25 protein-coding genes and 2 pseudogenes are annotated in these 23,413 nt (G+C 64.6%); 16 read left to right on the forward strand and 11 right to left on the reverse strand.

All coding sequences use genetic code 11. The features are described from left to right. The first annotated feature begins 281 nt into the window (after positions 1–281). The 4 genes and pseudogenes from ACPEH1_RS12195 (at position 282) to ACPEH1_RS12210 (ending at position 2,252) form a co-directional block, all read left to right on the forward strand. Positions 282–605, forward strand: coding sequence for a DUF4279 domain-containing protein (locus ACPEH1_RS12195; protein WP_153165499.1), 324 nt, complete (start codon positions 282–284; stop codon positions 603–605). Positions 606–685: 80 nt separating this feature from the next. Next, positions 686–856, forward strand: a pseudogene (locus tag ACPEH1_RS12200) (PA0069 family radical SAM protein); the annotation flags it as partial. A 77-nt stretch (positions 857–933) separates the two neighbouring features. After that, a complete protein-coding gene (locus tag ACPEH1_RS12205; protein WP_423715842.1) occupies positions 934–1,821 on the forward strand; it encodes an RHS repeat-associated core domain-containing protein in 888 nt (295 codons plus the stop codon). After that, on the forward strand, positions 1,818–2,252 hold the full coding sequence (locus ACPEH1_RS12210; protein WP_153165498.1) for a hypothetical protein: 435 nt from the start codon (positions 1,818–1,820) through the stop codon (positions 2,250–2,252). Before ACPEH1_RS12205 ends, ACPEH1_RS12210 begins: the two co-directional genes overlap by 4 nt. Positions 2,253–2,285: 33 nt before the next feature. On the opposite strand, the gene ACPEH1_RS12215 is transcribed toward ACPEH1_RS12210, so the two are convergent. Further along, positions 2,286–2,549 (reverse strand): hypothetical protein, encoded by a 264-nt coding sequence (locus tag ACPEH1_RS12215; RefSeq protein WP_423715843.1) that lies wholly within the window; start codon positions 2,547–2,549, stop codon positions 2,286–2,288. Between the two features lie 179 nt (positions 2,550–2,728). Between ACPEH1_RS12215 and ACPEH1_RS12220 the strand changes: the two genes are divergently transcribed. Then, positions 2,729–3,091, forward strand: coding sequence for a hypothetical protein (locus tag ACPEH1_RS12220; protein WP_423715844.1), 363 nt, complete (start codon positions 2,729–2,731; stop codon positions 3,089–3,091). A 760-nt stretch (positions 3,092–3,851) separates the two neighbouring features. Here ACPEH1_RS12220 and ACPEH1_RS12225 read toward each other — a convergent pair. Continuing rightward, on the reverse strand, positions 3,852–4,172 hold the full coding sequence (locus ACPEH1_RS12225; RefSeq protein WP_136005779.1) for a SymE family type I addiction module toxin: 321 nt from the start codon (positions 4,170–4,172) through the stop codon (positions 3,852–3,854). Between the two features lie 315 nt (positions 4,173–4,487). Beyond that, positions 4,488–4,672 (reverse strand): annotated as a pseudogene (locus ACPEH1_RS12230) (2OG-Fe(II) oxygenase); the annotation flags it as partial. Between the two features lie 46 nt (positions 4,673–4,718). Here ACPEH1_RS12230 and ACPEH1_RS12235 point away from each other — a divergent pair. From ACPEH1_RS12235 to ACPEH1_RS12265, 7 genes are all read left to right on the forward strand, one after another. After that, positions 4,719–4,937 carry an RHS domain-containing protein gene (locus ACPEH1_RS12235; protein ID WP_312709424.1) on the forward strand — a complete coding sequence of 73 codons (219 nt, stop codon included), beginning with the start codon at positions 4,719–4,721 and terminating at the stop codon, positions 4,935–4,937. A gap of 257 nt (positions 4,938–5,194) precedes the next feature. Next, complete coding sequence (locus ACPEH1_RS12240; RefSeq protein WP_312709422.1) at positions 5,195–5,413, forward strand: hypothetical protein; 219 nt, start codon at positions 5,195–5,197, stop codon at positions 5,411–5,413. Positions 5,414–5,418: 5 nt separating this feature from the next. Further along, on the forward strand, positions 5,419–5,838 hold the full coding sequence (locus ACPEH1_RS12245) for a DUF4279 domain-containing protein (RefSeq protein WP_166472395.1): 420 nt from the start codon (positions 5,419–5,421) through the stop codon (positions 5,836–5,838). A 1,343-nt stretch (positions 5,839–7,181) separates the two neighbouring features. Then, positions 7,182–7,418, forward strand: a complete 237-nt coding sequence (locus tag ACPEH1_RS12250) for a hypothetical protein (RefSeq protein ID WP_423715845.1) — start codon at positions 7,182–7,184, stop codon at positions 7,416–7,418. 6 nt (positions 7,419–7,424) lie between these two features. Beyond that, complete coding sequence (locus ACPEH1_RS12255; protein ID WP_423715846.1) at positions 7,425–8,162, forward strand: hypothetical protein; 738 nt, start codon at positions 7,425–7,427, stop codon at positions 8,160–8,162. Continuing rightward, the gene (locus ACPEH1_RS12260; protein WP_312709416.1) at positions 8,162–8,569 is read left to right on the forward strand and encodes an FtsX-like permease family protein; all 408 of its coding nucleotides are present in this window, start codon (positions 8,162–8,164) and stop codon (positions 8,567–8,569) included. Before ACPEH1_RS12255 ends, ACPEH1_RS12260 begins: the two co-directional genes overlap by 1 nt. 10 nt (positions 8,570–8,579) lie before the next feature. Then, positions 8,580–9,737: an FtsX-like permease family protein gene (locus ACPEH1_RS12265; protein ID WP_312709414.1), complete on the forward strand. Its 1,158-nt coding sequence runs from the start codon at positions 8,580–8,582 to the stop codon at positions 9,735–9,737. A 22-nt stretch (positions 9,738–9,759) separates the two neighbouring features. Here the strand turns inward: ACPEH1_RS12265 and ACPEH1_RS12270 are convergent, their stop codons facing one another. The 3 genes from ACPEH1_RS12270 to ACPEH1_RS12280 form a co-directional block, all read right to left on the reverse strand. Then, positions 9,760–10,470, reverse strand: coding sequence for a 2OG-Fe(II) oxygenase (locus ACPEH1_RS12270; RefSeq protein WP_423715847.1), 711 nt, complete (start codon positions 10,468–10,470; stop codon positions 9,760–9,762). A 121-nt stretch (positions 10,471–10,591) separates the two neighbouring features. Next, entirely contained in the window at positions 10,592–11,608 is a 1,017-nt protein-coding gene (locus tag ACPEH1_RS12275; RefSeq protein ID WP_423715848.1) for a class 1 fructose-bisphosphatase, read from the reverse strand. Positions 11,609–11,767: 159 nt separating this feature from the next. Next, entirely contained in the window at positions 11,768–12,970 is a 1,203-nt protein-coding gene (locus ACPEH1_RS12280; RefSeq protein WP_136005770.1) for an aromatic amino acid transaminase, read from the reverse strand. Positions 12,971–13,145: 175 nt separating this feature from the next. Between ACPEH1_RS12280 and ACPEH1_RS12285 the strand changes: the two genes are divergently transcribed. Beyond that, on the forward strand, positions 13,146–15,260 hold the full coding sequence (locus ACPEH1_RS12285) for a TonB-dependent receptor family protein (protein WP_423715849.1): 2,115 nt from the start codon (positions 13,146–13,148) through the stop codon (positions 15,258–15,260). Between the two features lie 7 nt (positions 15,261–15,267). Here the strand turns inward: ACPEH1_RS12285 and ACPEH1_RS12290 are convergent, their stop codons facing one another. Beyond that, entirely contained in the window at positions 15,268–15,471 is a 204-nt protein-coding gene (locus ACPEH1_RS12290) for a hypothetical protein (protein WP_312709682.1), read from the reverse strand. Positions 15,472–15,755: 284 nt separating this feature from the next. Between ACPEH1_RS12290 and ACPEH1_RS12295 the strand changes: the two genes are divergently transcribed. The 3 genes from ACPEH1_RS12295 (at position 15,756) to ligD (ending at position 19,662) form a co-directional block, all read left to right on the forward strand. Further along, a complete protein-coding gene (locus ACPEH1_RS12295; RefSeq protein WP_136005764.1) occupies positions 15,756–16,154 on the forward strand; it encodes a hypothetical protein in 399 nt (132 codons plus the stop codon). Positions 16,155–16,251: 97 nt separating this feature from the next. Then, on the forward strand, positions 16,252–17,205 hold the full coding sequence (locus ACPEH1_RS12300; protein WP_017356801.1) for a Ku protein: 954 nt from the start codon (positions 16,252–16,254) through the stop codon (positions 17,203–17,205). Between the two features lie 6 nt (positions 17,206–17,211). Further along, the gene (gene ligD / locus ACPEH1_RS12305) at positions 17,212–19,662 is read left to right on the forward strand and encodes a DNA ligase D (RefSeq protein ID WP_423715850.1); all 2,451 of its coding nucleotides are present in this window, start codon (positions 17,212–17,214) and stop codon (positions 19,660–19,662) included. A 16-nt stretch (positions 19,663–19,678) separates the two neighbouring features. Here ligD and ACPEH1_RS12310 read toward each other — a convergent pair whose 3' ends face one another. The 4 genes from ACPEH1_RS12310 to adh all read right to left on the reverse strand — a co-directional run bounded on the left by ACPEH1_RS12310 (position 19,679) and on the right by adh (position 23,248). Further along, positions 19,679–20,065 carry a hypothetical protein gene (locus tag ACPEH1_RS12310; protein WP_017356803.1) on the reverse strand — a complete coding sequence of 129 codons (387 nt, stop codon included), beginning with the start codon at positions 20,063–20,065 and terminating at the stop codon, positions 19,679–19,681. A gap of 50 nt (positions 20,066–20,115) precedes the next feature. Next, positions 20,116–20,493: a DUF779 domain-containing protein gene (locus ACPEH1_RS12315; protein WP_017356804.1), complete on the reverse strand. Its 378-nt coding sequence runs from the start codon at positions 20,491–20,493 to the stop codon at positions 20,116–20,118. 111 nt (positions 20,494–20,604) lie between these two features. Continuing rightward, a complete protein-coding gene (adhP, locus tag ACPEH1_RS12320) occupies positions 20,605–21,633 on the reverse strand; it encodes an alcohol dehydrogenase AdhP (RefSeq protein ID WP_017356805.1) in 1,029 nt (342 codons plus the stop codon). Positions 21,634–21,718: 85 nt separating this feature from the next. Continuing rightward, positions 21,719–23,248: an aldehyde dehydrogenase gene (adh, locus tag ACPEH1_RS12325; RefSeq protein ID WP_026070887.1), complete on the reverse strand. Its 1,530-nt coding sequence runs from the start codon at positions 23,246–23,248 to the stop codon at positions 21,719–21,721. Positions 23,249–23,413 lie beyond the last annotated feature (165 nt).

The raw sequence follows: 23,413 nt of genomic DNA on the forward strand, positions 1-23,413 counted from the left end.
GATCCTTGATCGGCATGCCGGCCTCCGCCTCGCGCAGGAAGCCGATGATCTGTTCTTCGGAAAAGCGCTTCTTCACGTCCAATCTCCTTGTCGTTTAGGATTGGACTCCAAACCATCGTGCTACTCAATCCCGGGGGGACGTCGGGCGGTTCGGGTGAAAATCATGGCCATTACGGCCCCTTTCTACCAGGTGGTGTACCGTGACTGAAGAGTGCTTTTCTGTGTCTCTCCGCATATGGCATCCGACGCTATCGACTGATGATGTGGTCAAGCAAATCTGCATGAAACCTGAGGTCGCTCATAGTGTGGGAGAGCAGAGGACCAGTCCTTCTGGGGAGATCCTTGAGGGGCTATATCGACGTACCTACTGCTGCTTTGAATTAACTCGCAAAGCTGCCGGTGTATTTACGGATGCTCTTCCTTCGCTCCTGCAGACCATCAAAAAGCATAAGAACTTCTTGGAAACTCTAGTGCTTGATGGAGGTCGTTCAGAGCTCTTCGTTGGCGTCTTCGCCGAGGGTGCTACCGGTTTCACGCTGGAGCCGCCCGTCATGATGGAACTCTCTGAACTTTCGTTGGAGCTGTCAGTAGATATATACAACTAACCCCAGCAATGGAATTCCGTCCAGCTGATTGATCCGCTCGCATTGCAGCTGACAGAAGTTGCGCGCGAGCGCGCGTCAAGCGCATACGCGGCGAAGGTGTGTACGTCAACCTGCTCTCCAACCGCTTCAAGCTCGCGCGCCGACGCCTGGGCTTCGACGCCCAGAACAGCCACTGGCCACGCCTGGACTGCAGCCGCTTCCAGCGCCCCTTGCCCCCGCGCGAGGATTCGCCGCAGGGATCGCTGTTCTAGCTCGGCGGCTGGACACCCGGCCGGACCTGCGCCAACAATCCGCTGTCGCCCATGAGGGGCGTTCCAGGGGAAAGGACATGAACATCGGTGCCACTACGGCGGTTACCACCGCCGTCAACGCCACCAGCCGCTACTACTATGCCGGCCAGAACCAGTTGATGTCCGAGCTGACCGACAGCACCTGGACCAACTACCTTTGGTTCGATGGCGAGCTGGTGGGCCTGGCGCGAAACGGGCAGTTGAACTTCGTCCATACCGACCACCTTGGCCGGCCGGACTTCGTGACCAACGCAGGGCGGCAGACGGTCTGGAAGGCATACAACTACGCATATGGGCGAAGTGTTCAGCAGGATGACATCGGCGGACTGAATATCGGCTTCCCCGGGCAGTACTACGATACAGAGTCGGGGCATTGGTATAACGGCTTCCGCGATTATGATGCGAGCATTGCGCGGTATGTGCAGAGTGATCCGATTGGGTTGGCTGGTGGATTGAACACCTATGCCTATGTCGGGGGGAATCCGGTTAATGCGATCGATCCGTTGGGGTTGTTTGACGTTCGCGCTTATGGATTGCCCAATGGCCGCGGCTATCAGTACACGGTGACTTTTTATTCCGCCAGGTTTGGCGAGATACAACGGACATGGGGGCCTGCTGCAGCTGGTGGTGTTAGCAGTATCGGCAAATGGATCGGCAGAGCATCCAAGTTGTTCCCTGATCCTGCAGGTGTGTCGCGCATACCAGACAAGGACAAGAGGAAGCAATGCGACAACATGGATGCGGAGGCAGAACGTATCTTCAATGAGCAGGTCAACGAGACCTACTCCTATCAAAATCAGGCAGCAATGGAGAGTTTCCTAAATGCGTTCTTCGCTGCTCATCCAGAAATGGCATCGGTTTATCGCGGCGGAACACAAGGCATCTTGGAGGATGCGCAAAGTAGAGCGCTAGGATGGGGGCAATGAACTTTCGTGCTGCGGCTCTGTGCTTAGTACCGGCGGCCGTCATTAGCGGCTTGTTCTCGATTTCGTTGCACGGGTGCGGGTGGTCGTCAAATGAGATGTTTGCGGCAGCAGTTTTTTTTGCTGTTGCAATAGGCGTCTCTATTCTGACCTTTGCACTAGCGAAAAAATGGTGGGTTGTGTTGTTTGGAGTTCTTATAGCGCCCCTTTTAGCCGCTTGGCTGTACTCACTCTTGATGCTGTTTTCTCCGGGGAACCTAAGTGCAGGCCCTTGTGTTGAGCGATCAACTTGGACTGCATTTTCAGCACTCTACTTGGCAGCAAGTAGCTCTGCGCTTTTGAATCGAAGCCTTTGGCAAAAGCGCGCTGTTGCCGCAGTAGTAGCGGTTATTGCAATTGCAGCGGCGGTGCTACTACTACGAAACGTCTTTTAAGAAGAAGCCCCGCCAAGCGCGGGGCTTCGTCGTTTAGCGGCCCGTGGTCTGCTGTTGCAGGACGGTATCGATCATCTGCATGACGAAGCGCTGCTGTGCCTTGGGCAGTCGGGTGATGCGTTCGAGCTGCTGTTGCAGCTTCGGTGCCGGCCCGCGCTTGGCGGGCGTGGCGGGTTCGCCGATCAGTTCTTCGACCGACACGCCCAGCGCCCGCGCGATGGTCGGCAGCGCCGAGACCTGGATGCGCAGTCGGCCGACCTCGTAGGCGGTGATGGAGGCTTGCCTTGTTGGTTTCACGCCCTCGAACTATCCGGGAGGCACGGTGAAGGGCGGCGGCGCCGAGTACATTGTCAAGAAGTGTTCGCACAAATTTGAGCGCATGCGTCCTTACATGTAGGGTCTGACCTATGCCTATGCCAGGGGGAAGCGGAAAACTGGCTCCCTGGGAATCTGCTACGCCAGCCAAGGACGCAACCGTGAGCGCATCGTTTTTCACTTCTCTGATTTACTTGTTTGGCTTCGTTGGCCTTGCTTCGATCGGCTTACTTCCGTTCCGGGCTTGGAAAACGTTGAGGAGCCTATCCAAAAGCAAGTCGTCTCCCATCTCAAGAGCGGCATCGTTGGTCTTCATCGCATTGATAGCAGCAGTAGCACTCTGGGCTGACGTGCAAGTCACTGCACGAATTTTCAAGTGCCTAACTGGACGTTACTGTGGTCCAACCATTGCAGGCGGCTGGATTTATCTGGCAATGCTTGGCGTGGTTTACTTTGCTTTTGAGACCGCAGTTCTTGTGGTGCAGAAGATCAGTCGAGACAAAGCAATCAATCCCGCCGCATAGATGAGGCGCACGACCACAATGGCTACTTGGTAGCAGGGCGAGCTGCCGTGGGGGGGCGCGGTGGCTAAGGGCGTTGGCCCAGCGGTGGGTTTGAGAACCGAAGTATCTGCAAAGCATGGATCAGCATTCAAGGCAACTTGCAATAATTGCGGGGCACTGGCCGTGTGGCTACCATAACCGGGGAAGCGATATGCAACTGACGTCGCCCTTTAGGTTCTCTTGTCCATACTGTCATGCGGAGGGACAAGGATTCTCGATTTTTCGATCACTCGAAAAGACACCGCGAACGTCGTGTTCGATCTGTGGCGTAGCGCTTGAGTCTAGCTTTGGCGGACTCAAGTATGTGCTTTTTCTGTTTTATACCCAGATTGTGGCCGCACCGGTAGGAATATTCCTGATAGCGGGAGCACTGACCGGGCGTTGGCTATGGGTGGGCGGGGCGTTGCTTGCCAGCATCCTGTTGGTGTGGGTTCCCCCAATGTTTCTGCACTCACGAAACGTGGCCGTGAAAACGGCTGCGGAGAGACCCCTACGATACGGGCGCAAACCACGACCGGAACAGTGAGGAAGAAGCCGCTCACTCCCTTCTGCGCGCAAAGCTACTGAAAGCGCTTCAGGCAGTTGCTGTTCTGAGTCCCAAATGCGTACATCATTGATGCAGAGCCAATGGCGTTCAAGGGCGATGGTGCCACATGCTCAACACCGGGGTTGCGTTGAGGCAACCCTCCGCGTTGAGTGCTTTCAGCGCATCCGGCCTGCGCTACCGATCTCCCACTTCCGCGTAGCGCAAGGTGGGCTTCGCAGGCGCGGGAGCGGCAGCGTCGGGCGGTGGGGTCTGCCACAGCGATGTGACGGTGAGCTGGCCGGGGATGGCTTCGATCCTTACCTGCACGCCTACGTCGAACCCCAGTGCGCGCAGCCAGGCGCCACGCAGCATGACGAAGGGAATGGGACCGACGGCATCGCGGTCCTCGGGCCCCACCTGCGGCAGTGCGCGCACGTTATGGATGCTGCGGGGCGCGTGGGGCTGCCTGCGCGAGGGGGATGCGCCTTCGGGCGGTTTGATCGGGTTGGTTGTCATGATGGCCTCCAATGCGGAAGGGCCCTCGCCGGTGAGGGCGAGGGCGTCGGGAGGTCAAAAACCGCAAAAGCCAGACGGCGGGCGTATTCCCCCATGAGGGTGTTGTATTAGCCACCCTCCCGACATGGGGCATCCAGTATTTTGGCTTTTTGGAGTTTTTGAGCTCCGTTGACCACCATGCCGAGTGGTGCAGAAGAAACGAAGTCGATTGTTTCTGTTGAACTTTCAGCTTGAGTAGGCGGCGCCTACCGTGTGTCGTCATCGGCTCGGTCCCGCCCCGCATTTCGGGCGTTTATGGGAACTGGCCCGCAGATCTCACCCGCCGCCGTACAGCTTCTCCGCGCTCTGGAACAGGATCCAGCGGGTGGCGATGAACGTGTCGCCGCCCTGCGGCCGGTTGCCGCGATGGGTGTGGGTGAACGCTGTCGGTGCGATCAGCAGGCTGCCGGTGCGCGGCGCGATCTGAACAGGAACTCGGTTTCGCCCTGCTCGACGTTGTCGTAATGGTTCGATGGCGAGCTGGTGGGCCTGGCGCGAAACGGGCAGTTGAACTTCGTCCACACCGATCACCTTGGCCGGCCGGACTTCGTGACCAACGCGGGGCGGCAGACGGTCTGGAAGGCATACAACTACGCATACGGACGCAGTGTTCAGCAGGACGATATCGGCGTACTTAACATCGGCTTCCCCGTGCAGTACTACGATGCAGGATCAGGGCTTTGGTACAACGGCTTCCGCGACTATGATGCGAGCATTGCGCGGTAGGTGCAAAGTGATCCCATTGGGTTGGCTGAGGGAATCAGCACCTATGCCTATGTGGGGGGAATCCGATCAGCTTCGTTGATCGGCTTGGATTACAAGCGACAACGGTTGATGCCTGTTGCGCTCGTTACGGAGCCGCTGCGTGTGCAGAAGTGGTTTCTGGAGGGGGAGCTGCCAACCTGGCACCGAAGGCGTTAGGCACCGGCTTTGCCGCTTGGGCATGGTGCAGGATGACTGGCTGCACTATCCCGAATGCGCAGATGTCGAAAGCGAAGCCTTCCAGAGAACAGAAGCCTGATAACTGCCCAGCCGGTAAAAAACCAGTCGATCAGTGGCCGGGCCTTAGCAGAGACGATATTCATGGAGTCAAGGCAGGGATAAATGCCGGGGCCAAAGACTGGTTTGGAATTAGTCCTGATGGAAACGTATGGATCAATGAAGATGGTGTGGGAAGTGATCAAGGACATTTTGGTGATTAACTGCTATGAGTAATTCGATCCGATACAGAATCTCGCTTCGAATTACACATCCAAGTATCGCAAGTGATGAAATAAGCGCTGAACTTGGACTCAATCCCAGGATCTCTTGCACGGCTGGCGATAAGAAGCTGACGCCAAAAGGGAAAGAGGTTCCTGGCACCAGAAAAGAAACTTTCTGGTGCTATGAGCTGCCCACAGGCGATGAGCCATTCGAACTTGTGATATCGCGCTTCAGCAAGGAATTGGCTGAAAAAAAGTCATTTTTGGATCGTCTGTCTTCCACCGGAGGGCACGTGGAGCACTTCATTGGGTGGTTCTCTCCCGAAAACTCAGGGTTCGTCTTGGAAAATGGCCTTTTGAAGCTGCTCGCGGAGCTGAAGATCACCTTGGCGTTCGACATATATAACGATCCTCAGTCAGCGTAGCCCGGATGGAGCGCCACGCAATCCGGGATTGAAATGATCGAATGGCGCGTACCATGTCTACCCGAGTACCAGGCAAGCCCTCAATCCGGAACTCTTCACGGAAGGGGGAGACAATGGGGGAGATTACGGGACTGCGGTATTGGATGCCGCAACGGCAGCTCGTTTTGGCAATCCCTACTTCTCTTATCCAGCGACACCAAGTGGGGTCATCAAAAGATCTGATCCGAGGACTGGAAACGTCAGGAACATTGACTATCCGAAGCCGGGCGATGGATGTGGATGCAAATAGCCGGGAGGACACGGTGATGCATAACGTTCACTGTCTTGGTTTCGCTGCGCTTCTCATGGGGGTTATCCCATTTGCCAGTGCTGAAAAGGGATGTGCTGGAGGAGATGGTGCGGACGCTTCTTCAGCACTTGGGGTCGCCTACGAGCACTTCGATCAGGATCTGTCGAAGACGTGGTGCAGAAGAAACGAGGTCGATTGTTTCTGTTGAACTTTGAGCTTGAGTAGGCGGCGCCTACTGCATGTCGCTATCAGCCCAAGCTGCTCCAGAAACGTGGACTGATTCGCAGATACTCATCGCCCACGGCCTTCGTACGCATGCAACGGCATGCCACGGAGGGTGATAGGCCAAGCACGCGCCATCCCGCAGCAGAACGCAGGCATTGCCGACAGTGCAGCGCGTTCTTCCGTCTCTGTATCGATGACTGACTGCACAGAAGCAGCGCGACGGCCAGTGAAGCTTCTGATGGAAGCCCATCCAACTACCGCATCAGCTCAATGCACGTCGCGGGTTTCCTTGGCTGTACGCGCACCCATGCCAGCGCAGTGCACGCCACGCATTCTTCTTCAGACACGCTGAAAATGGCTGAATTTCTGCACTATGCGCAGCGCAAGCGGAAAACTGCATGCAGCCACAGTCAACGGATGACTAGCACACCGTCCGCAACTTGACCTAGATGGAGATCACGACGGGAGCCCGATGTTGCATTGAGCCGGATGCGTCAGGGTGGATTGACGCACCGTGCGAGGGGGAGGGAAATGCCATCGTCTGGTGCGGCAGTTTCCATCAAGGCTTGAATCGAAAAAGCGCGCCGGGCGATAGACAGTCTTGTATCCATTCAACACGGAGTACGAATGAGATGAAACAGTCGAAGGTGTTTCTTGCAGGTCTGCTCAGAGTGCCGCATCGCCACGCGTAGAACAGGCGCTGCGATGCCGCGCCAACAGCGATGGCACTTGGTACTGCGAGTACGTCATCAAGTGGTGACGCCATAGGTCCATCCACACGCATCTGGCGTCCGCGGCGCTGGGTGCCCAGCGCGCGAGGAACACGTTCATGAACACAGGAACATGCCGGTACCTGCTACTCCCCCTGGTGGTGCTGCTCTGTTCCTGCAGCACCTACTCCCTGGACAACGCCGCAGAGGATGCGGCGTTCCTGCGCGGATGGGACAGGGAGTGCACACCCGCAGCAGGTGCAAAGCCGCAGGTCTGCTCGGAGACGTACTGGTCCACCACACCGCGCACCAAGCGCGAGCAGGGTGCGCCCTTCCAGCTACGCAAACCGGACTAGATCAGCGTGTACGCATCCGTTGAGATCGCACTGCTCTGGTTACGCGGCCATCCGTCCAGGCTCATCCACCTTGTTGCATCACTCGCCATAGCGACGTGCTCATGGCTGGTCCTCTCGACCATCGCCTCGACCATCTCCGAGCGTGCCGCCCACGGTCAGAGCGAGGCCATCGTGGTGATGGCAGAGCGCAAGGGCCGACCGTTGCCATTGGGCCATATCGCCACGATGGAGGCGCTGCACGGCGTGGCCGACGTTGCGTACATGACCTTCCTGCCGGTGATGTGTCGGGAGCCATCCACGATTGCCACGCTCAACGCCTGGCACATTCCAACAGACAGGCTGCGCGCGGTGCTGGGCGAGAACACCCCGGTAGATGCCATCCGCTCCTGGCAGGCAGCAGATGGAAACCTGCTGGTTGGATCGCGGCTTGCGCGAGAGTGCGGATGGACGGCCGGTGTGACCATCGAGCCGATCAACGCCTTCAACGGCAGCCGCGTGCGCGTGACGATCACCAGCGTCCTTCCGCCTGGCCTTGGCGGCAGCGGCGATCAGATCGCCTACGCGCACTACCGCTACATCGATCGCATGAGTCCGCCGCAGGACGGCGGAACCTTTCGGGTCGCGCGCGTGTATCCCCGCAAGGGCGTGAGCGCTGCCGCGCTGGCCGCCACGGTGGAGAGACCGCGTTGGCGCACGGGACCGAGCCCGTGGAGGCCACGCCGTCTGCCGAGGCCGAGAGCCTGATGGCCCGCTTCGAGAGCGTGGGCGTGCTCCTGTGGGGCGTTGCGGCCGCGATGGGCACATCCACCCTGCTCCTTTTCGCCAGCGCTTTCGCCCATGCGGCGGCCAAGCGCAGGGCATCCATCGCGGTGCTGCTCGCGCTGGGATTCAGGCACAGGCAGATCCGCTATGGGAGTGCCCTGGAGATTGCGGCCGTCGTCGTGGCAGGAACGGCCGTTGGCGCTGCCGCCGGATACGCCGTGCTGCACGCCATCGCGCCGCTTACCTCGCTCCACCTGGGGGGAACCCGCATCACCGCAGGCCCCTGTATCGCCATCGCGGCGGGAGGCGGGGTGTTGTGGTTGCTGTCGGCGCTTGCCCCCCTCCTGGCGGTAGGCGGCGTCCAGCCAACAGACATGAACGCCGCGTAGGGGACGACGCATGCGCATCCTTCATCTTCTGGCCTTGGCGGCGCGCATGCATTGGGCGAGCCCTCGCGACGTTTTGATGGCGGTCGCGGGATTCGCCCTGGCGTCGTCGGTGCTGACGCTGCTTCTGGCCATACCGTCCGGTCTGGAAAAAGCCGCGGCCTCCACCGGCAGGCCGGACGTGGCGTTGGCACTGAGTGCGGGCGCGTTCGATGAGGCGACCAGCACGCTGAGCGCGCAGCACCTTCAGCTGCTTGGCAGCCTGCCCGCTGTGGCACGCGATGAGCACGGAGCGCCGCTCATCGCGCCACACCTGATCGGGCGGACGACGATAACGGTGAACGGCCGAAACCGGCCCATCCAGGTGCGCGGTGTGGACCCCATGACCTGGAAGGTGATGGAACTCGAGGGTGAGCGCCTCGCCCGGCTGGTGACGGGCTCGCGAGGGCTTCTGATCGGATCATGGGCGGTGACTCCACCGTCGAGCCACCCCGTACGGGTGCGCGCGGGCCAATGGCACGTAGCAGGCCGTGCCGACCACGGCGGGAGCCTTTGGGACTCGGAGTATTGGGCAGATCTGTCCACGCTTCAGGCGGACTACCAGTCACCGTCGCAGTTCTCGGTCGCGTTGATCAGACTCAACGCGGCTGCCGATCTGCCGGCGCTGCGGGAGGCGGTGCGTGAGGATCCCCGTCTGAGCGGTATCAGGATAGTGCGGCAATCGGACTACTATCAGCTCCACACGCAGTGGTTGGCAGAGCTGATCCGCAGCGTGTCGCTGGTGATCGCGGCCACTCTGGGCGCTGCGGCCGCGCTGACCATCGGCAATGCACTGAGCACGTCGTTCCTGGGCCGCCGCAGGTACGCGGCAACATTGCGCGCGATGGGGTTCAGCAGCCGCACCCTTGCCCTGGCAGCGTGGATGGAAGTGCAGATCATCGGTGCGCTTACATGCTGCGCTGTTCTTCTGCTGGTGCGGGTGACGCTGGATGGCCATACCTTCGCTGCCGCAAGCGAGGGTCATCAGGTGCTCGCACAGCTGGATGTTGGCGTTGGGGCCGCGGCGGTGTCGCTGGTCTACACCCTGCTGCTGGCAACGGCGGCGTCGGTAGTGCCGATCTGGACGCTGTCTTTCGGCATCCTCGTGGACGCACTTGGCGCTGACCGATGATGGATCACGGCAGGGTGCGCCCTCACGCGCCGCCGTACAGCGTCTCCGCGCTCTGGAAGAGGATCCAGCTGGTGGCGATGAACTTGTCGCCCCCCTGCGGGCGGTTGCCGCGATGGGTGTGGGTGAATGCCGTCGGCGCGATCAGCAGGCTGCCGGTGCGCGGCGCGATCTTGCGGCCCTGGAACAGGAACTCGGTTTCGCCCTGCTCGAAGTCGTCGTTGAGATACAGCGTCCACAGCAGGTGCCGGTGGAGTGTTTCGGCGGCCGGGTCGCGCGGGTACAGCTCGCAGTGCCAATAGGGGTAGCCGCCCTCGCCCGCCGCATACCATTGCAGGTTGATGGCACCGGGGCGCAGGCAGGTGCGGGCCAGGTTGGCCAGCGTGTCGGCGTCCATCGTGGCGAAATCCTCGGCGGCCAGACGGCGCGGCTGGCCGGCGCTGTCGTGGACCTGCAACATCAGCGGCGAGATCAGGGCCTGTGGATAACGGCGTAGATAACTCATCACGCCGACAAAAACGGCTTGTTGCAGCTGCATTTCAACCTGCGCCCACGCCGGATCGCCGCTGATCCGAAGATCCTTGCTGTGCTTGAGTTCCGGGTAGATTCCGCTGCCCACTTCACCGGGCTTCAACTGCGCACTGGTTCGCATACGGGCCAGGATTGCCGCGCAGGATTCGGCGGGGATGGCGTTGTGGATTACTTCGATGAAGTCCAGCGACGGATCGGCGGTCATGGGGTCTTCCGTGGGCGCGATGCCCCGATGGTGACCGCTGCGATGGCCGATGTCACGCCGTTGCCACGTTGGTTTTCTGCTGTGCCACGGGACCGGCAATGCACCGGTCCCGGGTGACGGCTCAGCCTTGCGCGGCGTCGTGCTCGTGGTGGTAACGGGTGGCTTCGGCCACTTCGTTGCGCGAGCCGAGGAACACCGGCACGCGCTGGTGCAGCTGGTCGGGCTGGATGTCGAGGATGCGCTCGCGGCCGGTGGTGGCGGCGCCGCCGGCCTGTTCAACCAGCAGGCCCATCGGGTTGGCTTCGTACATCAGGCGCAGCTTGCCGGCCTTGGTGGGGTCCTTGCGGTCCCACGGGTAGATGAAGATGCCGCCGCGGGTCAGGATGCGGTGGACGTCGGCGACCATGCTGGCGATCCAGCGCATGTTGAAGTTCTTGCCGCGCGCGCCTTCCTTGCCCGCCAGCAGGTCCTGCACGTAGCCCTGCATCGGGGTTTCCCAATGGCGCTGGTTGGACATGTTGATGGCGAACTCCTGGGTCTCCGCCGGGATCTGCATGTCCGGCGTGGTCAGCACGAACTCGCCCTTCTCGCGGTCCAGGGTGAAGGCATGCGTGCCGTGGCCGACGGTGAGCACCATCTGCGTGCTCGGCCCGTAGATGCAGTAGCCGGCCGCGACCTGCGCGGTGCCCGGCTGCAGGAAGCTGGCATCGTCGGGCTGCTCGGTGCCCGGCGGGCAGCGCAGCACCGAGAAGATGGTGCCGACCGACACGTTGACGTCGATGTTGGAGCTGCCATCGAGGGGATCGAACAGCAGCAGGAAGTCGCCGCGCGGGTAGGTATCCGGCACCGGCTGGCAGTGGTCCATTTCCTCGGACGCGCATGCGGCGAGGTGGCCGCCCCAGGCGTTGGCTTCGAGCAGGATCTCGTTGCTGATCACGTCCAGTTTCTTCTGCGCTTCGCCCTGCACGTTGCCGGTGCCGGCTTCGCCAAGCACGCCGCCCAGGGCGCCCTTGCTGACCGCGATGGAGATGCTGGTGCAGGCGCGGGCGACGACGGCGATCAGCTGGCGCAGGTCGGCGTTGATGCGGCCGGCATGCTGCTCTTCGATCAGGTACCGGGTAAGCGACGTACGGGACATGGAATGGCTGCCACAGACATTTGGGGGCCATATTGTGGCCCGTTGGTGGCGGCATTACGAGGTTGGGAAGAACGTAAGCGGTTACATGTCGTGCCGGCCGGTGCCACCAAAAACAACGGCCGCACTGGGCGGCCGTTGTTTCATGCACGGCGGGTTGCTTCAGCCCTTGGCGACGGTCGCCACGGCTTTGGCCACGTACGCCAGGTTGCCCTGGTTCAGCGCGGCCACGCAGATGCGGCCGGTGCCGACGGCGTAGATGCCGAACTCGTCGCGCAGGCGGTCCACCTGCGGGCGGCTCAGACCGGAGTAGGAGAACATGCCGGCCTGGTCGTTGATGAAGGCGAACTCCGGCGCACCAGCGGCCACCAGGTGTTCCACCAGGCCGTGGCGCAGGGCGTGGATACGCTCGCGCATCTCGGTCAGTTCCGCTTCCCACACCTGGCGCAGTTCGACGCTGTTGAGCACGCCGGACACCAGGGCCGCGCCGTGGTTGGACGGGCTGGAGTAGATGGTGCGGATGATGCGCTTGACCTGCGACTGCACGGCCTTGGCGGCGTTGGCATCCGGTGCCACCACCGACAGCGCGCCGATGCGCTCGCCGTACAGCGAGAACGACTTGGAGTACGAGTTGGCGACCACGAAGCTGTCGATGCCGGCCTCGGCGATGATGCGCACGGCGGCGCCGTCGTCGCTGATGCCCTTGTCGAAGCCCTGGTAGGCCATGTCGATGAACGGGAACAGCTGGCGGTCCTTCAGCAGCTCGGCCACCTGCTTCCACTGCGCGACGGTGAGGTCGGCGCCGGTGGGGTTGTGGCAGCAGGCATGCAGCAGCACCACGGTGCCCGGCTGCAGCTTGGCCAGGTCGGCCAGCATGGCGTCGAAGTCCACGCCGTGGGTAGCCGGGTCGAAGTAGCTGTATTCCACGACCTCGAAGCCAGCCGCGCCGAACACCGCGCGGTGGTTTTCCCAGCTCGGGTTGCTGATGGCGATGGTGGCGTGCGGCAGCAGGCGGTGCAGCAGGTCGGCGCCGACGCGCAGCGCACCGCTGCCGCCGATGGTCTGCGAGGTGGCCACGCGGCCGGCGGCCAGCAGCGGCGAATCCTTGCCGAACACCAGTTCGCGGGTGGCCTGGTTGTAGGCGGGCAGACCATCGATGGGCAGGTAGCCGCGCGGTTTGGCCTCGGCGGCGAGCTGCTGCTCGATCTGCTTGACGGCGCGGAGCAGCGGAATGCGGCCGCTCTCGTCGTAGTAGATGCCCACACCCAGGTTGACCTTGGTTGGGCGGCTGTCGGCGTTGTACGCCTCGGTCAGGCCCAGGATCGGGTCGCCTGGGACCAGTTCCACATTTGCAAAGAAGGACACGGCGGTACTCATTCGGATGACGGAAGGGGGGAGGATGGCGCGACGCAGGTTGCGGCAGAATCAGCCAAAACCGACCCATCGTAACAAAGCCGCGCCGAGGGCGCGGCGGCCGCCGTCACGTTCGTTTCCGTACCATTGCGTGTGGCACGCCCGAATCCCGAGGACACCTACCCGCATGCGTCGTTTCACCCCGTCTGCCCGCCGGTTGGCGCTGTTTTCGGCCGCGCTGCTGCCGAACCTGGCACAGGCCCAGAACACCTCGCCGGACCCGGTCCCGGCGCAACGGTTGCCCGCGGTGCAGGTGCAGGCCGCGCGGGTGCAGCAGGTGGCCGATGTGGACCTGCCGGCGTCGATCACCACGGTGTGGATCGACGACGCGGCGGCCGGCCCGCAGGTGCAGATCGCCGATGCGCTGGGTGGTATTCCCGGCGTGGTGGCCCGCGACCGCCAGAACTACGCGCAGGACACCCAGCTGTCGATCCGCGGCTTCGGCGCGCGCTCCACCTTCGGCGTGCGCGGGGTACGGGTGCTGGTGGACGGCGTGCCGGCCACCATGCCCGATGGCCAGGGCCAGCTCTCGCACGCCAGCCTGCTGGGCGCGCAGCGGGTGGAGGTGCTGCGCGGGCCGTTCTCGGCGCTGTACGGCAACTCGTCCGGCGGCGTGGTGCAGGTGTGGAGTGCCGATGGCGCGCCCGGCGATCCCTGGCGTCTGCGCCTGGATACCGGCAGCGATGCCATTCTGAGTATCGGCGCGCAGTTGCGCGGGCAGCAGGGGCCGGTCCGCTACAACGTGGCGGCCAACCACTTCCGCACCGACGGCTGGCGCGACCACAGCCGCGCCCGCCGCGACTCGGTGAACGCCCGCCTGGGCACCGGGCTGGGCGGCGGCGAACTGGCCCTGGTGCTGAACTACCTTGATGCGCCCGACGCGCAGGACCCGCTTGGCCTGACCCGCGCCCAGGTGCGCGCGGACCCGCGCCAGGCCACGGCGGTGGCCACCCAGTACAACACCCGCAAATCGGTGCGGCAGGCGCAGGCCGGGCTGGTGTTCAGCCGCACGGCGGGCGCCCACACCTGGCGGGCGATGGGCTATGCCGGGCAGCGCAGCGTGGCGCAGTACCTGGCCATTCCGCCGGGGCCGCAGGCCAACCCGCTGCATGCGGGCGGGGTGATCGATCTGGACGGCGGCTACGGCGGCGTGGACGCGCGCTGGGCCTGGCACGGCGACTGGGCCGGACGGCCGCTGGATGTGGTGATCGGCGCCAATGCCGACCGTCAGCGCCAGAATCGGCGCGGTTACGAGAATTTCGTCGGCGATACGCTGGGCATCAAGGGCCGCCTGCGGCGCGACCAGGCCGACCGGGTGGAGAACGTGGACCAGTTCGCCCAGGCCTGGTGGCAGTGGGCGCCGCGCTGGTCGCTGCTGCTGGGCGTGCGGCACAGCACGGTGCGGTTCCGCTCCAACGACCACTACATCACCGCCGCCAACCCCGACGACAGCGGATCGCGCCGCTACGCGGCCACTACCCCGGTGGCCGGCGTGGTGTTCCGCGCCAGCGAGGCATGGCGGCTGTATGCCTCGGCCGGGCGCGGTTTTGAAACCCCGACGTTCAACGAGCTGGGCTATCGCGCCGACGGCCAGGCCGGGCTGGCGCTGGATCTGTCGGCGGCGCGCAGCCGGAATCTGGAGGTAGGCGCCAAGTGGCACCCGCAGGGTGGCGCGCAGCTGGAAACGGCGCTGTTCCGCGCCGACACCGACGACGAGCTGGCGGTGGCCACCAACACCGGCGGACGGGCCACCTACCGCAACATCGGGCGCACCCGCCGCCAGGGGCTGGAAGCCAGCTATCTGCAGCCGCTGGGGGCTCGGGCCGACCTGGCGCTGGCCTACACCTGGATCGATGCGACCGTGCGCGATCCCTACGCGTTGGCTGCCGGCACCGTGGCGGCGGGTTCGCGCCTGCCCGGCGTGCCGCAGCAGCAGTGGAACGCGCGCCTGCAGTACCGTCCTGGCCCGTGGCAGTGGGCGGCCGAGGTGGTGGCCTCCAGCGATACCGTGGTCAACGACCTGGCCACCGAGCGCGCGCCCGGCCATGCCCTGCTCAACCTGGAGGCGTCGCGCCGCTGGCAGCGCGCGCAGGGCACGCTGCGCGCCTTCGCGCGGATCGACAACGTGCTGGACCAGCGCTACATCGGCTCGGTGATCGTCAACGACGGCAACCAGCGCTTCTTCGAGCCCGGGCCGGACCGCCGCTACAGCGTGGGGCTGCAGTGGCAGTGGGCGCCGTGAGCGGCGCCTAGCGCGGCACCTTGGCCGGCACGAACGGCGAGGTCGGGTCGCTGGCCGGGAATGTCTCTTCCAGCGCCTCGTCCTGGTTGTCGCTGGCATGTTCCTTGCGCTCGCGGCGCTGGTCCTCGTTCTCGCGGCGGCCCGGCGCCGGTGCGCCGGTGGGGTCCTTGCGGTCGCGGTAGGCGTGGGATGAGCTGGCCGGGACCGGCAGGTGGTCCGGTTCCTCGTTGGGGGTGGACATGCCGGCGCCGCGGTCTTCGGCGTCCTGCAGGTCGTGCTTGGCGCGCTGTTCGCCGGGGACCGGGGGGGCGGCGTCGCGCAGGGGATCGCGTGGCATGGGATGTCTCCAGGGAGAGGTGCCTGCAGCGTACGCACCTGTGGTGGGTACCTGCCGTGAAGCCGGCGCTGAATGGCCGACCCGCAACGGATCTGTCACGGCTGGATAACGGCGGCGGGGCTATTCCTGCCTCCCCCTGCCGCTGCCGGAGTCGTGCCATGCCCCGCCTGGACCGTCGAGCCGTCCCCGCGCTGTACAACGCCTATCTGCAGCCCGAACGCAGCGGGCGCCGCAGCCGGCGCGAACGCATGGAGGAGCCGCAGGCCGTCGCGCAGGATTACCTGCAGTACATGCGCAACGACTACGAACAGCGCCGTGCACAGGGCCGCCGCAGTTGGCGCGATCTGTACCCGGCCTATGCCTTCGCGTTGACCACGCACTACGCCGACTGGCCGCGTGGCGACGACGACGACACCGATGGCGAGCTTGCCGAGCACTGGGAACAGATGCGCGGGCAATCGCGGCTGGGCTGGCCGCAGGCGCGCGCGATCGTCGAGGACGCCTGGCTGGCGCTGGACCACATGCCGGCGGCGGCCGTGCACGGCCTGCTGCAGTAGCGCGGCTGCGTACAGGCGGCCTGCACGGCGCGGACACAGGCGTTTCACGTCGCGCGCGGTACAGCTGCCCTCCCCCTACCGCTGGAGTGGCGCCGTCATGGCCCGACCGATCTGGACCGGCACGCTGTCATTCGGATTGCTCAACGTCCCGGTGTCGCTGATGTCCGGCGAGCGCAAGGTCGACCTGCAGTTCCGCATGCTGGATTCGCGCGACCGCAAGCCGATCCGCTTCGAGCGCGTGAATGCCGATACCGGCGAGGAAGTGCCGTGGAAGGACATCGTCAAGGCTTACGAGTACGACAAGGGCAGCTATGTGGTGCTCGAAGAGGACGACATCCGCTCGGCCGCGCCGGAGAGCCACGAGGCCGTTGAAGTGGAGACCTTCGTCGATGCGGCCAGCATCGATCCGCGCTTCTACGAGAAGCCCTATCTGCTGGTGCCGGCCAAGAAAGCTGAAAAAGGCTACGTGCTGCTGCGCGAGACCCTGCGCAGCACCGGCAAGGTGGGCATCGCGCGGGTGGTGGTACGCACCCGCGAATACCTGTGCGCGGTGATGCCGCATGGCGATGCGCTGGTGCTGATGATCCTGCGCTACCCGCAGGAGCTGGTGGACCCGGAGGACTACACGCTGCCGACGGGCAGCCTGGCCGACTACCGCATCAACAGCAAGGAAACCGCGATGGCCGAGCAGCTCATCGCCTCGATGTCCGGCGACTGGCAGCCGGAGGAGTACCACGATGAATTCCGCGAGCGCCTGCACACGCTGCTGAAGAAGCGCATCAAGGCCAAGGGCGGCACCACCCGCGTGGAAGAGGAACCGGCGCCGCGCGAGGACGATGCGACCAATGTGGTGGACTTCATGTCGCTGCTGCAGAAAAGCCTGGATGCGAAAAAACGAACACCGGCAAAGAAGAGCGCAGCCGTATCGAAGGTGGTGAAAAAGAGCGGAAAACCCGCCAAGAAGGCGGCCAAGGCAGCCAAGGCGACGACCAGGACAGCCAAGGCCACCAGCAAAACCGCCAAGCGCACCACGACACGCAAGGCCGGGTAAGCGGCCATGTCGCTGCAGGAATACCGGCGCAAACGCCGCTTCGGCCAAACCCCCGAGCCCGATGACACGCGGCACGGTGCGGCGGCGCGGCGGCCGATCTTCGTGGTGCAGCTGCATCACGCCAGTTCGCGCCACTACGATTTCCGCCTGGAGGCCGATGGTGTGCTCAAGAGCTGGGCCGTGCCCAAAGGCCCCTCGCTGCGCGTGGGCGAGAAGCGCTTGGCCGTGGAGGTCGAAGACCACCCGCTGTCGTATGCCACGTTCGAAGGCGATATTCCCGAGGGGCATTACGGCGCGGGCCATGTGGACGTATACGACCACGGCACCTGGGCCTGCGATGGCGATCCGCTGGAAGCGATCGCCGCCGGCAAGGTGGACTTCGTGCTGCACGGCGAACGGCTCAAAGGCGGCTGGAAACTGGTGCGGACCGCGATGAAAGGCAAGCAGCACCAGTGGCTGTTGATCAAGCGCGATGACGACGAGGCGCGCGACATGGAGGCCGACGACATGCTCGGAAACGCAACCCCACCGCGTGGGCCGGGCAAACGCCCGGCCTCCACGAAGGCAGCCAGGGCTCCGGCCGCGCGCAAGGCGGATGCGCGCTGGCATCGCCGGGCGCTGGCGTTGTCCGGTGCACGGGATAGCCCCTATCCCGCAGGGTTCAAGCCGCAGTTGACCGACCATCGTGCCACTGCGCCCGACGGCGACGGTTGGCTGCATGAGATCAAATGGGATGGTTACCGGTTGCTGGCCGACGTGCGCGACGGCGTAGTGACGCTGCGTTCGCGCGGCGGCCTGAACTGGACCGATGATTTTCCCGAGGTGGTGCAGGCGATCCAACGGCTGCCGGTGCGCGACCTGCGCCTGGACGGCGAGCTGGTGGTGCTGGACGCGCAGGGGCGCAGCGATTTCACCGCGCTGCAGAAGGTCATCGACGGCACCGCAAAGCAGCCGCTGCGCTACGTGCTGTTCGATATGCCCGGCGTGGCTGGCGCGGACATCAGCCGTGCGCCGCTGCTCGCGCGCAAGGCGCTGCTGAAGGACCTGATCGGTGAGACGCCCGGTACCCTGGCCTACAGCGACCATGTGCGCGACCACGGCCCGGCGGTGTTCGAGGCCAGCGGTGAGGCCGGCTTCGAGGGCATCGTCAGCAAACGTGTGGATGCGCCCTACGTCAACGCGCGTTCGCCCAGCTGGGTGAAGGTGAAGCACGAGAACACCGACGAGTTCCTGGTGGTGGGCTACACCGACCCGAAGGGCGCGCGCAGTGGCTTCGGCTCGCTGTTGATGGCAACGCCTGACAAGGGCGGGCTGCGTTATGTGGGGCGTGTGGGAACAGGCTTTGACGATGCCGGGTTGGCCGCGCTGCATCGACAGCTCAAGGCGTTGGTCACCGATGCCGCCGCGGTCGAACTGCCGTCGCATGTGCCGTTCACGGCGCGCAGCGTGCACTGGGTCAAGCCGACGCTGGTGGCGGAAGTGGCGTTCCGCGGTTGGGCAAAGGAAGGTCTGCTGCGGCAGGCCAGCTTCAAGCGGCTGCGCGAGGACAAGCCGGCCACTGACCTGCGCGTGAAGGAGACGGCCGTGACCGCCGACGATACCGACGTCACCATCAGCCATCCCGAGCGGGTGGTGTTTGCCAAGGCGAAGCTCACCAAGGGCGATGTGGCCGACTACTACCGGCAGATGGCGCGCTGGATCCTGCCGGAGGTCGCGCGCCGGCCGCTGTCGCTGCTGCGCTGTCCGGACGGCGTGGACAAACCGTGCTTCTTCCAGAAGCACCACGGCACCGGCCTGGGCGATGCGGTGAAGGCGATCCCGCTGGAGCAGAAGAGCGGACGCGAGGACTACCTGTACATCGACGACGTGCAGGGGCTGCTGCAGCTGGTGCAGATGAACACCCTGGAGCTGCACCCGTGGGGCGCCACGGTGGCCGACCCGGAACACCCGGACCGGCTGGTGTTCGACCTGGACCCGGGCGAGGGCGTGGGCTGGCCGCAGGTGAAGGCGGCCGCGCGCGAGGTGCGCGACCGGCTGCAGGAAACCGGCCTGCAGAGCTTCGTGCGGCTGTCCGGTGGCAAAGGGGTGCACGTCGTGGTGCCGCTGCAGCCCACCGCGGACTGGGCGCAGGCCAAGGACTTCTGCGAGGCGTTCGCGCAGGCGATGGCCGAGCACGCGCCGGCGCGCTACGTGGCCACCATGAGCAAGGCCAAGCGCGGCGGGGTGATTTTCATCGACTGGCTGCGCAACGCGCGCGGTGCCACCAGCGTGTGCTCGTGGTCGCTGCGGGCGCGGCCCGGCGCAGGCGTGGCAGTGCCGCTGCGCTGGGAGGAGCTGGGGCGCGTCAGCGCGCCGGATGCCTTCCCGCTGGCCAAGGCCCTGCAGCGCGCACAGCGCTTGAAGCAGGACCCGTGGGAAGGGATCGACAAGGTCAAGCAGGTGCTGCCCGGCACGTGAGCCGGACCGGCGCGGCTCAACGCGGGCGGCAGCGCGCGCCCAGCCAGACGCCGATGGCCTGGAACGGCAGCGAGACCAGCAGCGTCAGCACGAACCAGAAGGGATAGTCGCTGCCCAGGCTCCAGACGGCGTAGACCGAGGCGGCTGCGATCACCGCCCACACTACCCCGCCATGCACGCAGGGCCAGGCCGGCGCATAGCGGCTGGCGAAGGCGGTGGCCGCCACGCCGCCGAGAACGGTCCAGCCCAGATCCCAGCCCAGACGCAGCGACCCACCGTCGGACAGGCCGAGCCACGGCGCCACCCAGCCGCCGGCACCGGCGACCATGCCCAGCACGAACAGCGCCACCACCACCGACAGTACGGACAACACCCCGGTTTTGGCGAGCGACAGCGCAGACATGGGCATTCAACGGCAGAGAAGGATGGGCCATTATGGCCCGCGCGGCGGGCTCAGGCCTTGCCGGCGGCCTGCAGCAGGGCGAACTCGGCATCGCTGAACAGCCGCGAGCGCACCAGGAAGCGCACGCCCTCGCCGTTCTCCAGCGAGAACATGCCACCGCGACCGGGCACCACGTCAATGATCAGCTGGGTGTGCTTCCAGTACGCGAACTGCGACGGACTGATGTAGAACGGCGCGCCGCCGATCTCGCCCAGCTGCACATCGCGGTCGCCGACGATGAAGTCGCCCTGGGCGAAACACATCGGCGAGGAACCGTCGCAGCAGCCGCCGGATTGATGGAACAGCAGTTCGCCGTGGCGCGCGCGCAATGTGTCGATCAGCTGCAGGGCCGGGAGGGTGGCGATGACCTGGAGCGGGAGGTCGGGCATGGAGGGGTCCTGGGAGCCGGCCAGTGGCCGGCACTACGCGAACACAGGCGCTGCCGCGCCATCGCCGTCGGGAGAGGAAAACGGTCGATGGAACGGCAGCGCGCCGTCCGGTTACGCGCTCATGTCCAGCACCACGCGGCCTTCGATCTTGCCGGCGTGCATGCGCGCGAAGATGTCGTTGATGTTCTCCAGCGAATCGCTGGTGACCGTGGCGGCCACCTTGCCCTGCTCGGCGAACTCCAGCGATTCCTGCAGGTCCAGGCGGGTGCCCACGATCGAGCCGCGCACGGTGATGCCGTTGAGCACCATGCCGAAGATGTCCAGCGGGAAGTTGCCCGGCGGCAGGCCGTTGAGCGACACCGTGCCGCCGCGGCGGACCATGCCCAGCGCCTGCTCGAACGCGATCGGCGATACGGCGGTGACCAAGGCACCATGCGCGCCACCGATTTCCTTCTTCAGGAACGCGGCCGGATCGGTGGTGCGCGCGTTGACCGTGATCGTCGCGCCCAGGCGTTCGGCCAAGGCAAGCTTGTCATCGTCGATATCCACGGCGGCCACGTTCAACCCCATCGCCTTGGCGTACTGCACGGCCATGTGGCCCAGCCCGCCCACACCCGAGATCACCACCCACTGCCCCGGCTTGGTGTCGGTGACTTTCAAGCCCTTGTAGACGGTGACGCCGGCGCACAGGATCGGCGCCACCTCGATGAAGCCGACGTTCTTCGGCAGATGGCCGACATAGCCGGCGTTGGCCAGCGCGTACTCGGCGAACCCGCCGTTGACCGAATAGCCGGTGTTCTGCTGGCTTTCGCACAGGGTTTCCCACCCGCCCAGGCAGTGCTCGCAGTAGCCGCATGCCGAGTACAGCCAGGGGATGCCGACGCGATCGCCTTCCTTGACGTGGCTGACGCCGGCACCGACGGCGACCACGTGGCCCACGCCCTCATGGCCGGGAATGAACGGCGGATTGGGCTTCACCGGCCAGTCGCCATCCACCGCGTGCAGGTCGGTATGGCAGACGCCACACGCCTCGATCTTCACCAGGATGTCGCCCGCGCCGGGACGCGGTACCTGGACCTCCTCGATGCGCAACGGTTTGCCGAACTCGCGGACGACCGCGGCCTTCATGGTCTTGTTCATGGGTGGATCTCCGTGGATTGCCAGGAACTGCACTGTGGCGCCGGCCTCGTGCCGGCGCCTTGATCGGGATCAAGCCTGCGCAGGCTCAGAAGAAGCCGAGCTTCTTCGGCGAGTAGCTGACCAGCAGGTTCTTGGTCTGCTGGTAGTGGTCGAGCATCATCTTGTGGTTCTCGCGGCCGATGCCCGACTGCTTGTAACCCCCAAACGCGGCGTGTGCCGGATAGGCGTGGTAGCAGTTGGTCCACACCCGGCCTGCCTGGATGCCGCGCCCCATCCGGTACAGACGCGACGCATCGCGGCTCCACACGCCGGCACCGAGGCCGTACAGGGTGTCGTTGGCGATCTCCAGCGCTTCTTCCTCGGTCTTGAAGGTGGTCACCGACACCACCGGTCCGAAGATCTCCTCCTGGAACACGCGCATCCTGTTGTGGCCCTTGAACACGGTGGGCGTCACATAGAAGCCGCCGGCGAGATCGCCGTCGAGGTGCGCCTGTTCGCCGCCGATCAGCACCTCGGCGCCCTCCTGGCGGCCGATGTCGAAGTAGGACAGGATCTTCTCCAATTGCTCTGACGACGCCTGCGCGCCGACCATCGTGTTGGGGTCCAGCGGGTTGCCCTGTTTGATCGCGGCCACGCGCTTGAGGGCGCGCGCCATGAACTCCTCGTAGATCGATTCCTGGATCAGCGCGCGCGACGGACAGGTACACACCTCGCCCTGATTGAAGGCGAACAGCACGAAGCCTTCGACCGCCTTGTCGAGGAAGTCGTCGTCCTCGGCCATCACGTCGGCGAAGAAGATATTGGGCGATTTGCCACCCAGCTCCAGCGTCACCGGAATCAGGTTCTGGCTGGCGTACTGCATGATCAGCCGGCCGGTGGTGGTTTCACCGGTGAAGGCGATCTTGGCGATGCGCGGGTTGGACGCCAGCGGCTTGCCGGCTTCCACACCGAAGCCGTTGACCACGTTGAGCACGCCCTTGGGCAGCAGGTCGCCGATCACCTCCATCAGGACCAGGATCGACGCCGGGGTCTGCTCGGCGGGCTTGAGCACCACGCAGTTGCCGGCCGCCAGGGCCGGGGCCAGCTTCCAGGCGGCCATCAGCATCGGGAAGTTCCACGGGATGATCTGCCCGACCACGCCCAGCGGCTCGTGGAAGTGGTAGGCGATGGTGTCCTTGTCGATCTCCGACAGGCTGCCTTCCTGTGCACGCACCGCGCCGGCGAAGTAGCGGAAGTGGTCGGCCATCAGCGGGATGTCCGCGTTGAGGGTTTCGCGGATCGGCTTGCCGTTGTCCCAGGTCTCGGCGTGGGCAAGCAGCTCCAGGTTCTCCTCGATGCGGTCGGCGATTCTGTTGAGGATGTTGGCGCGCGCGGTGGTGGAGGTTTCGGCCCAGGCGCGTTTGGCGGCATGGGCGGCGTCGAGGGCGGCCTCGATGTCCTCGGCATTGGAGCGGGCCACTTCGGTGAATACCTTGCCGGTGACCGGGGTCGTGTTCTCGAAGTACTGGCCGCTGCGCGGAGCGACCCATTCCCCGCCGATGTAGTTGCCGTAGCGCGGCTTGAAGATGGACTGCGGGTCGGTGGCGTGCGGCTTGGCGGACGTGACGGCATTCATCGGGTGGATCTCCGGGTGCAGGTGGGAACGGCCCATTCGGGTCCTTTCCCTGCCGCAAGGACGATGCCAGGTTCGGGGTGGTGCGCTGCCGCACGGGTGCGGGCCGCGCCGATGCTGGTGCGCGGCAGCCGCTATGTTGCGCCGCACCACGACTGGTCATTGCAC

This window comes from Stenotrophomonas sp. NPDC077421, from assembly GCF_049545505.1.
GTDB lineage: Bacteria > Pseudomonadota > Gammaproteobacteria > Xanthomonadales > Xanthomonadaceae > Stenotrophomonas > Stenotrophomonas nematodicola.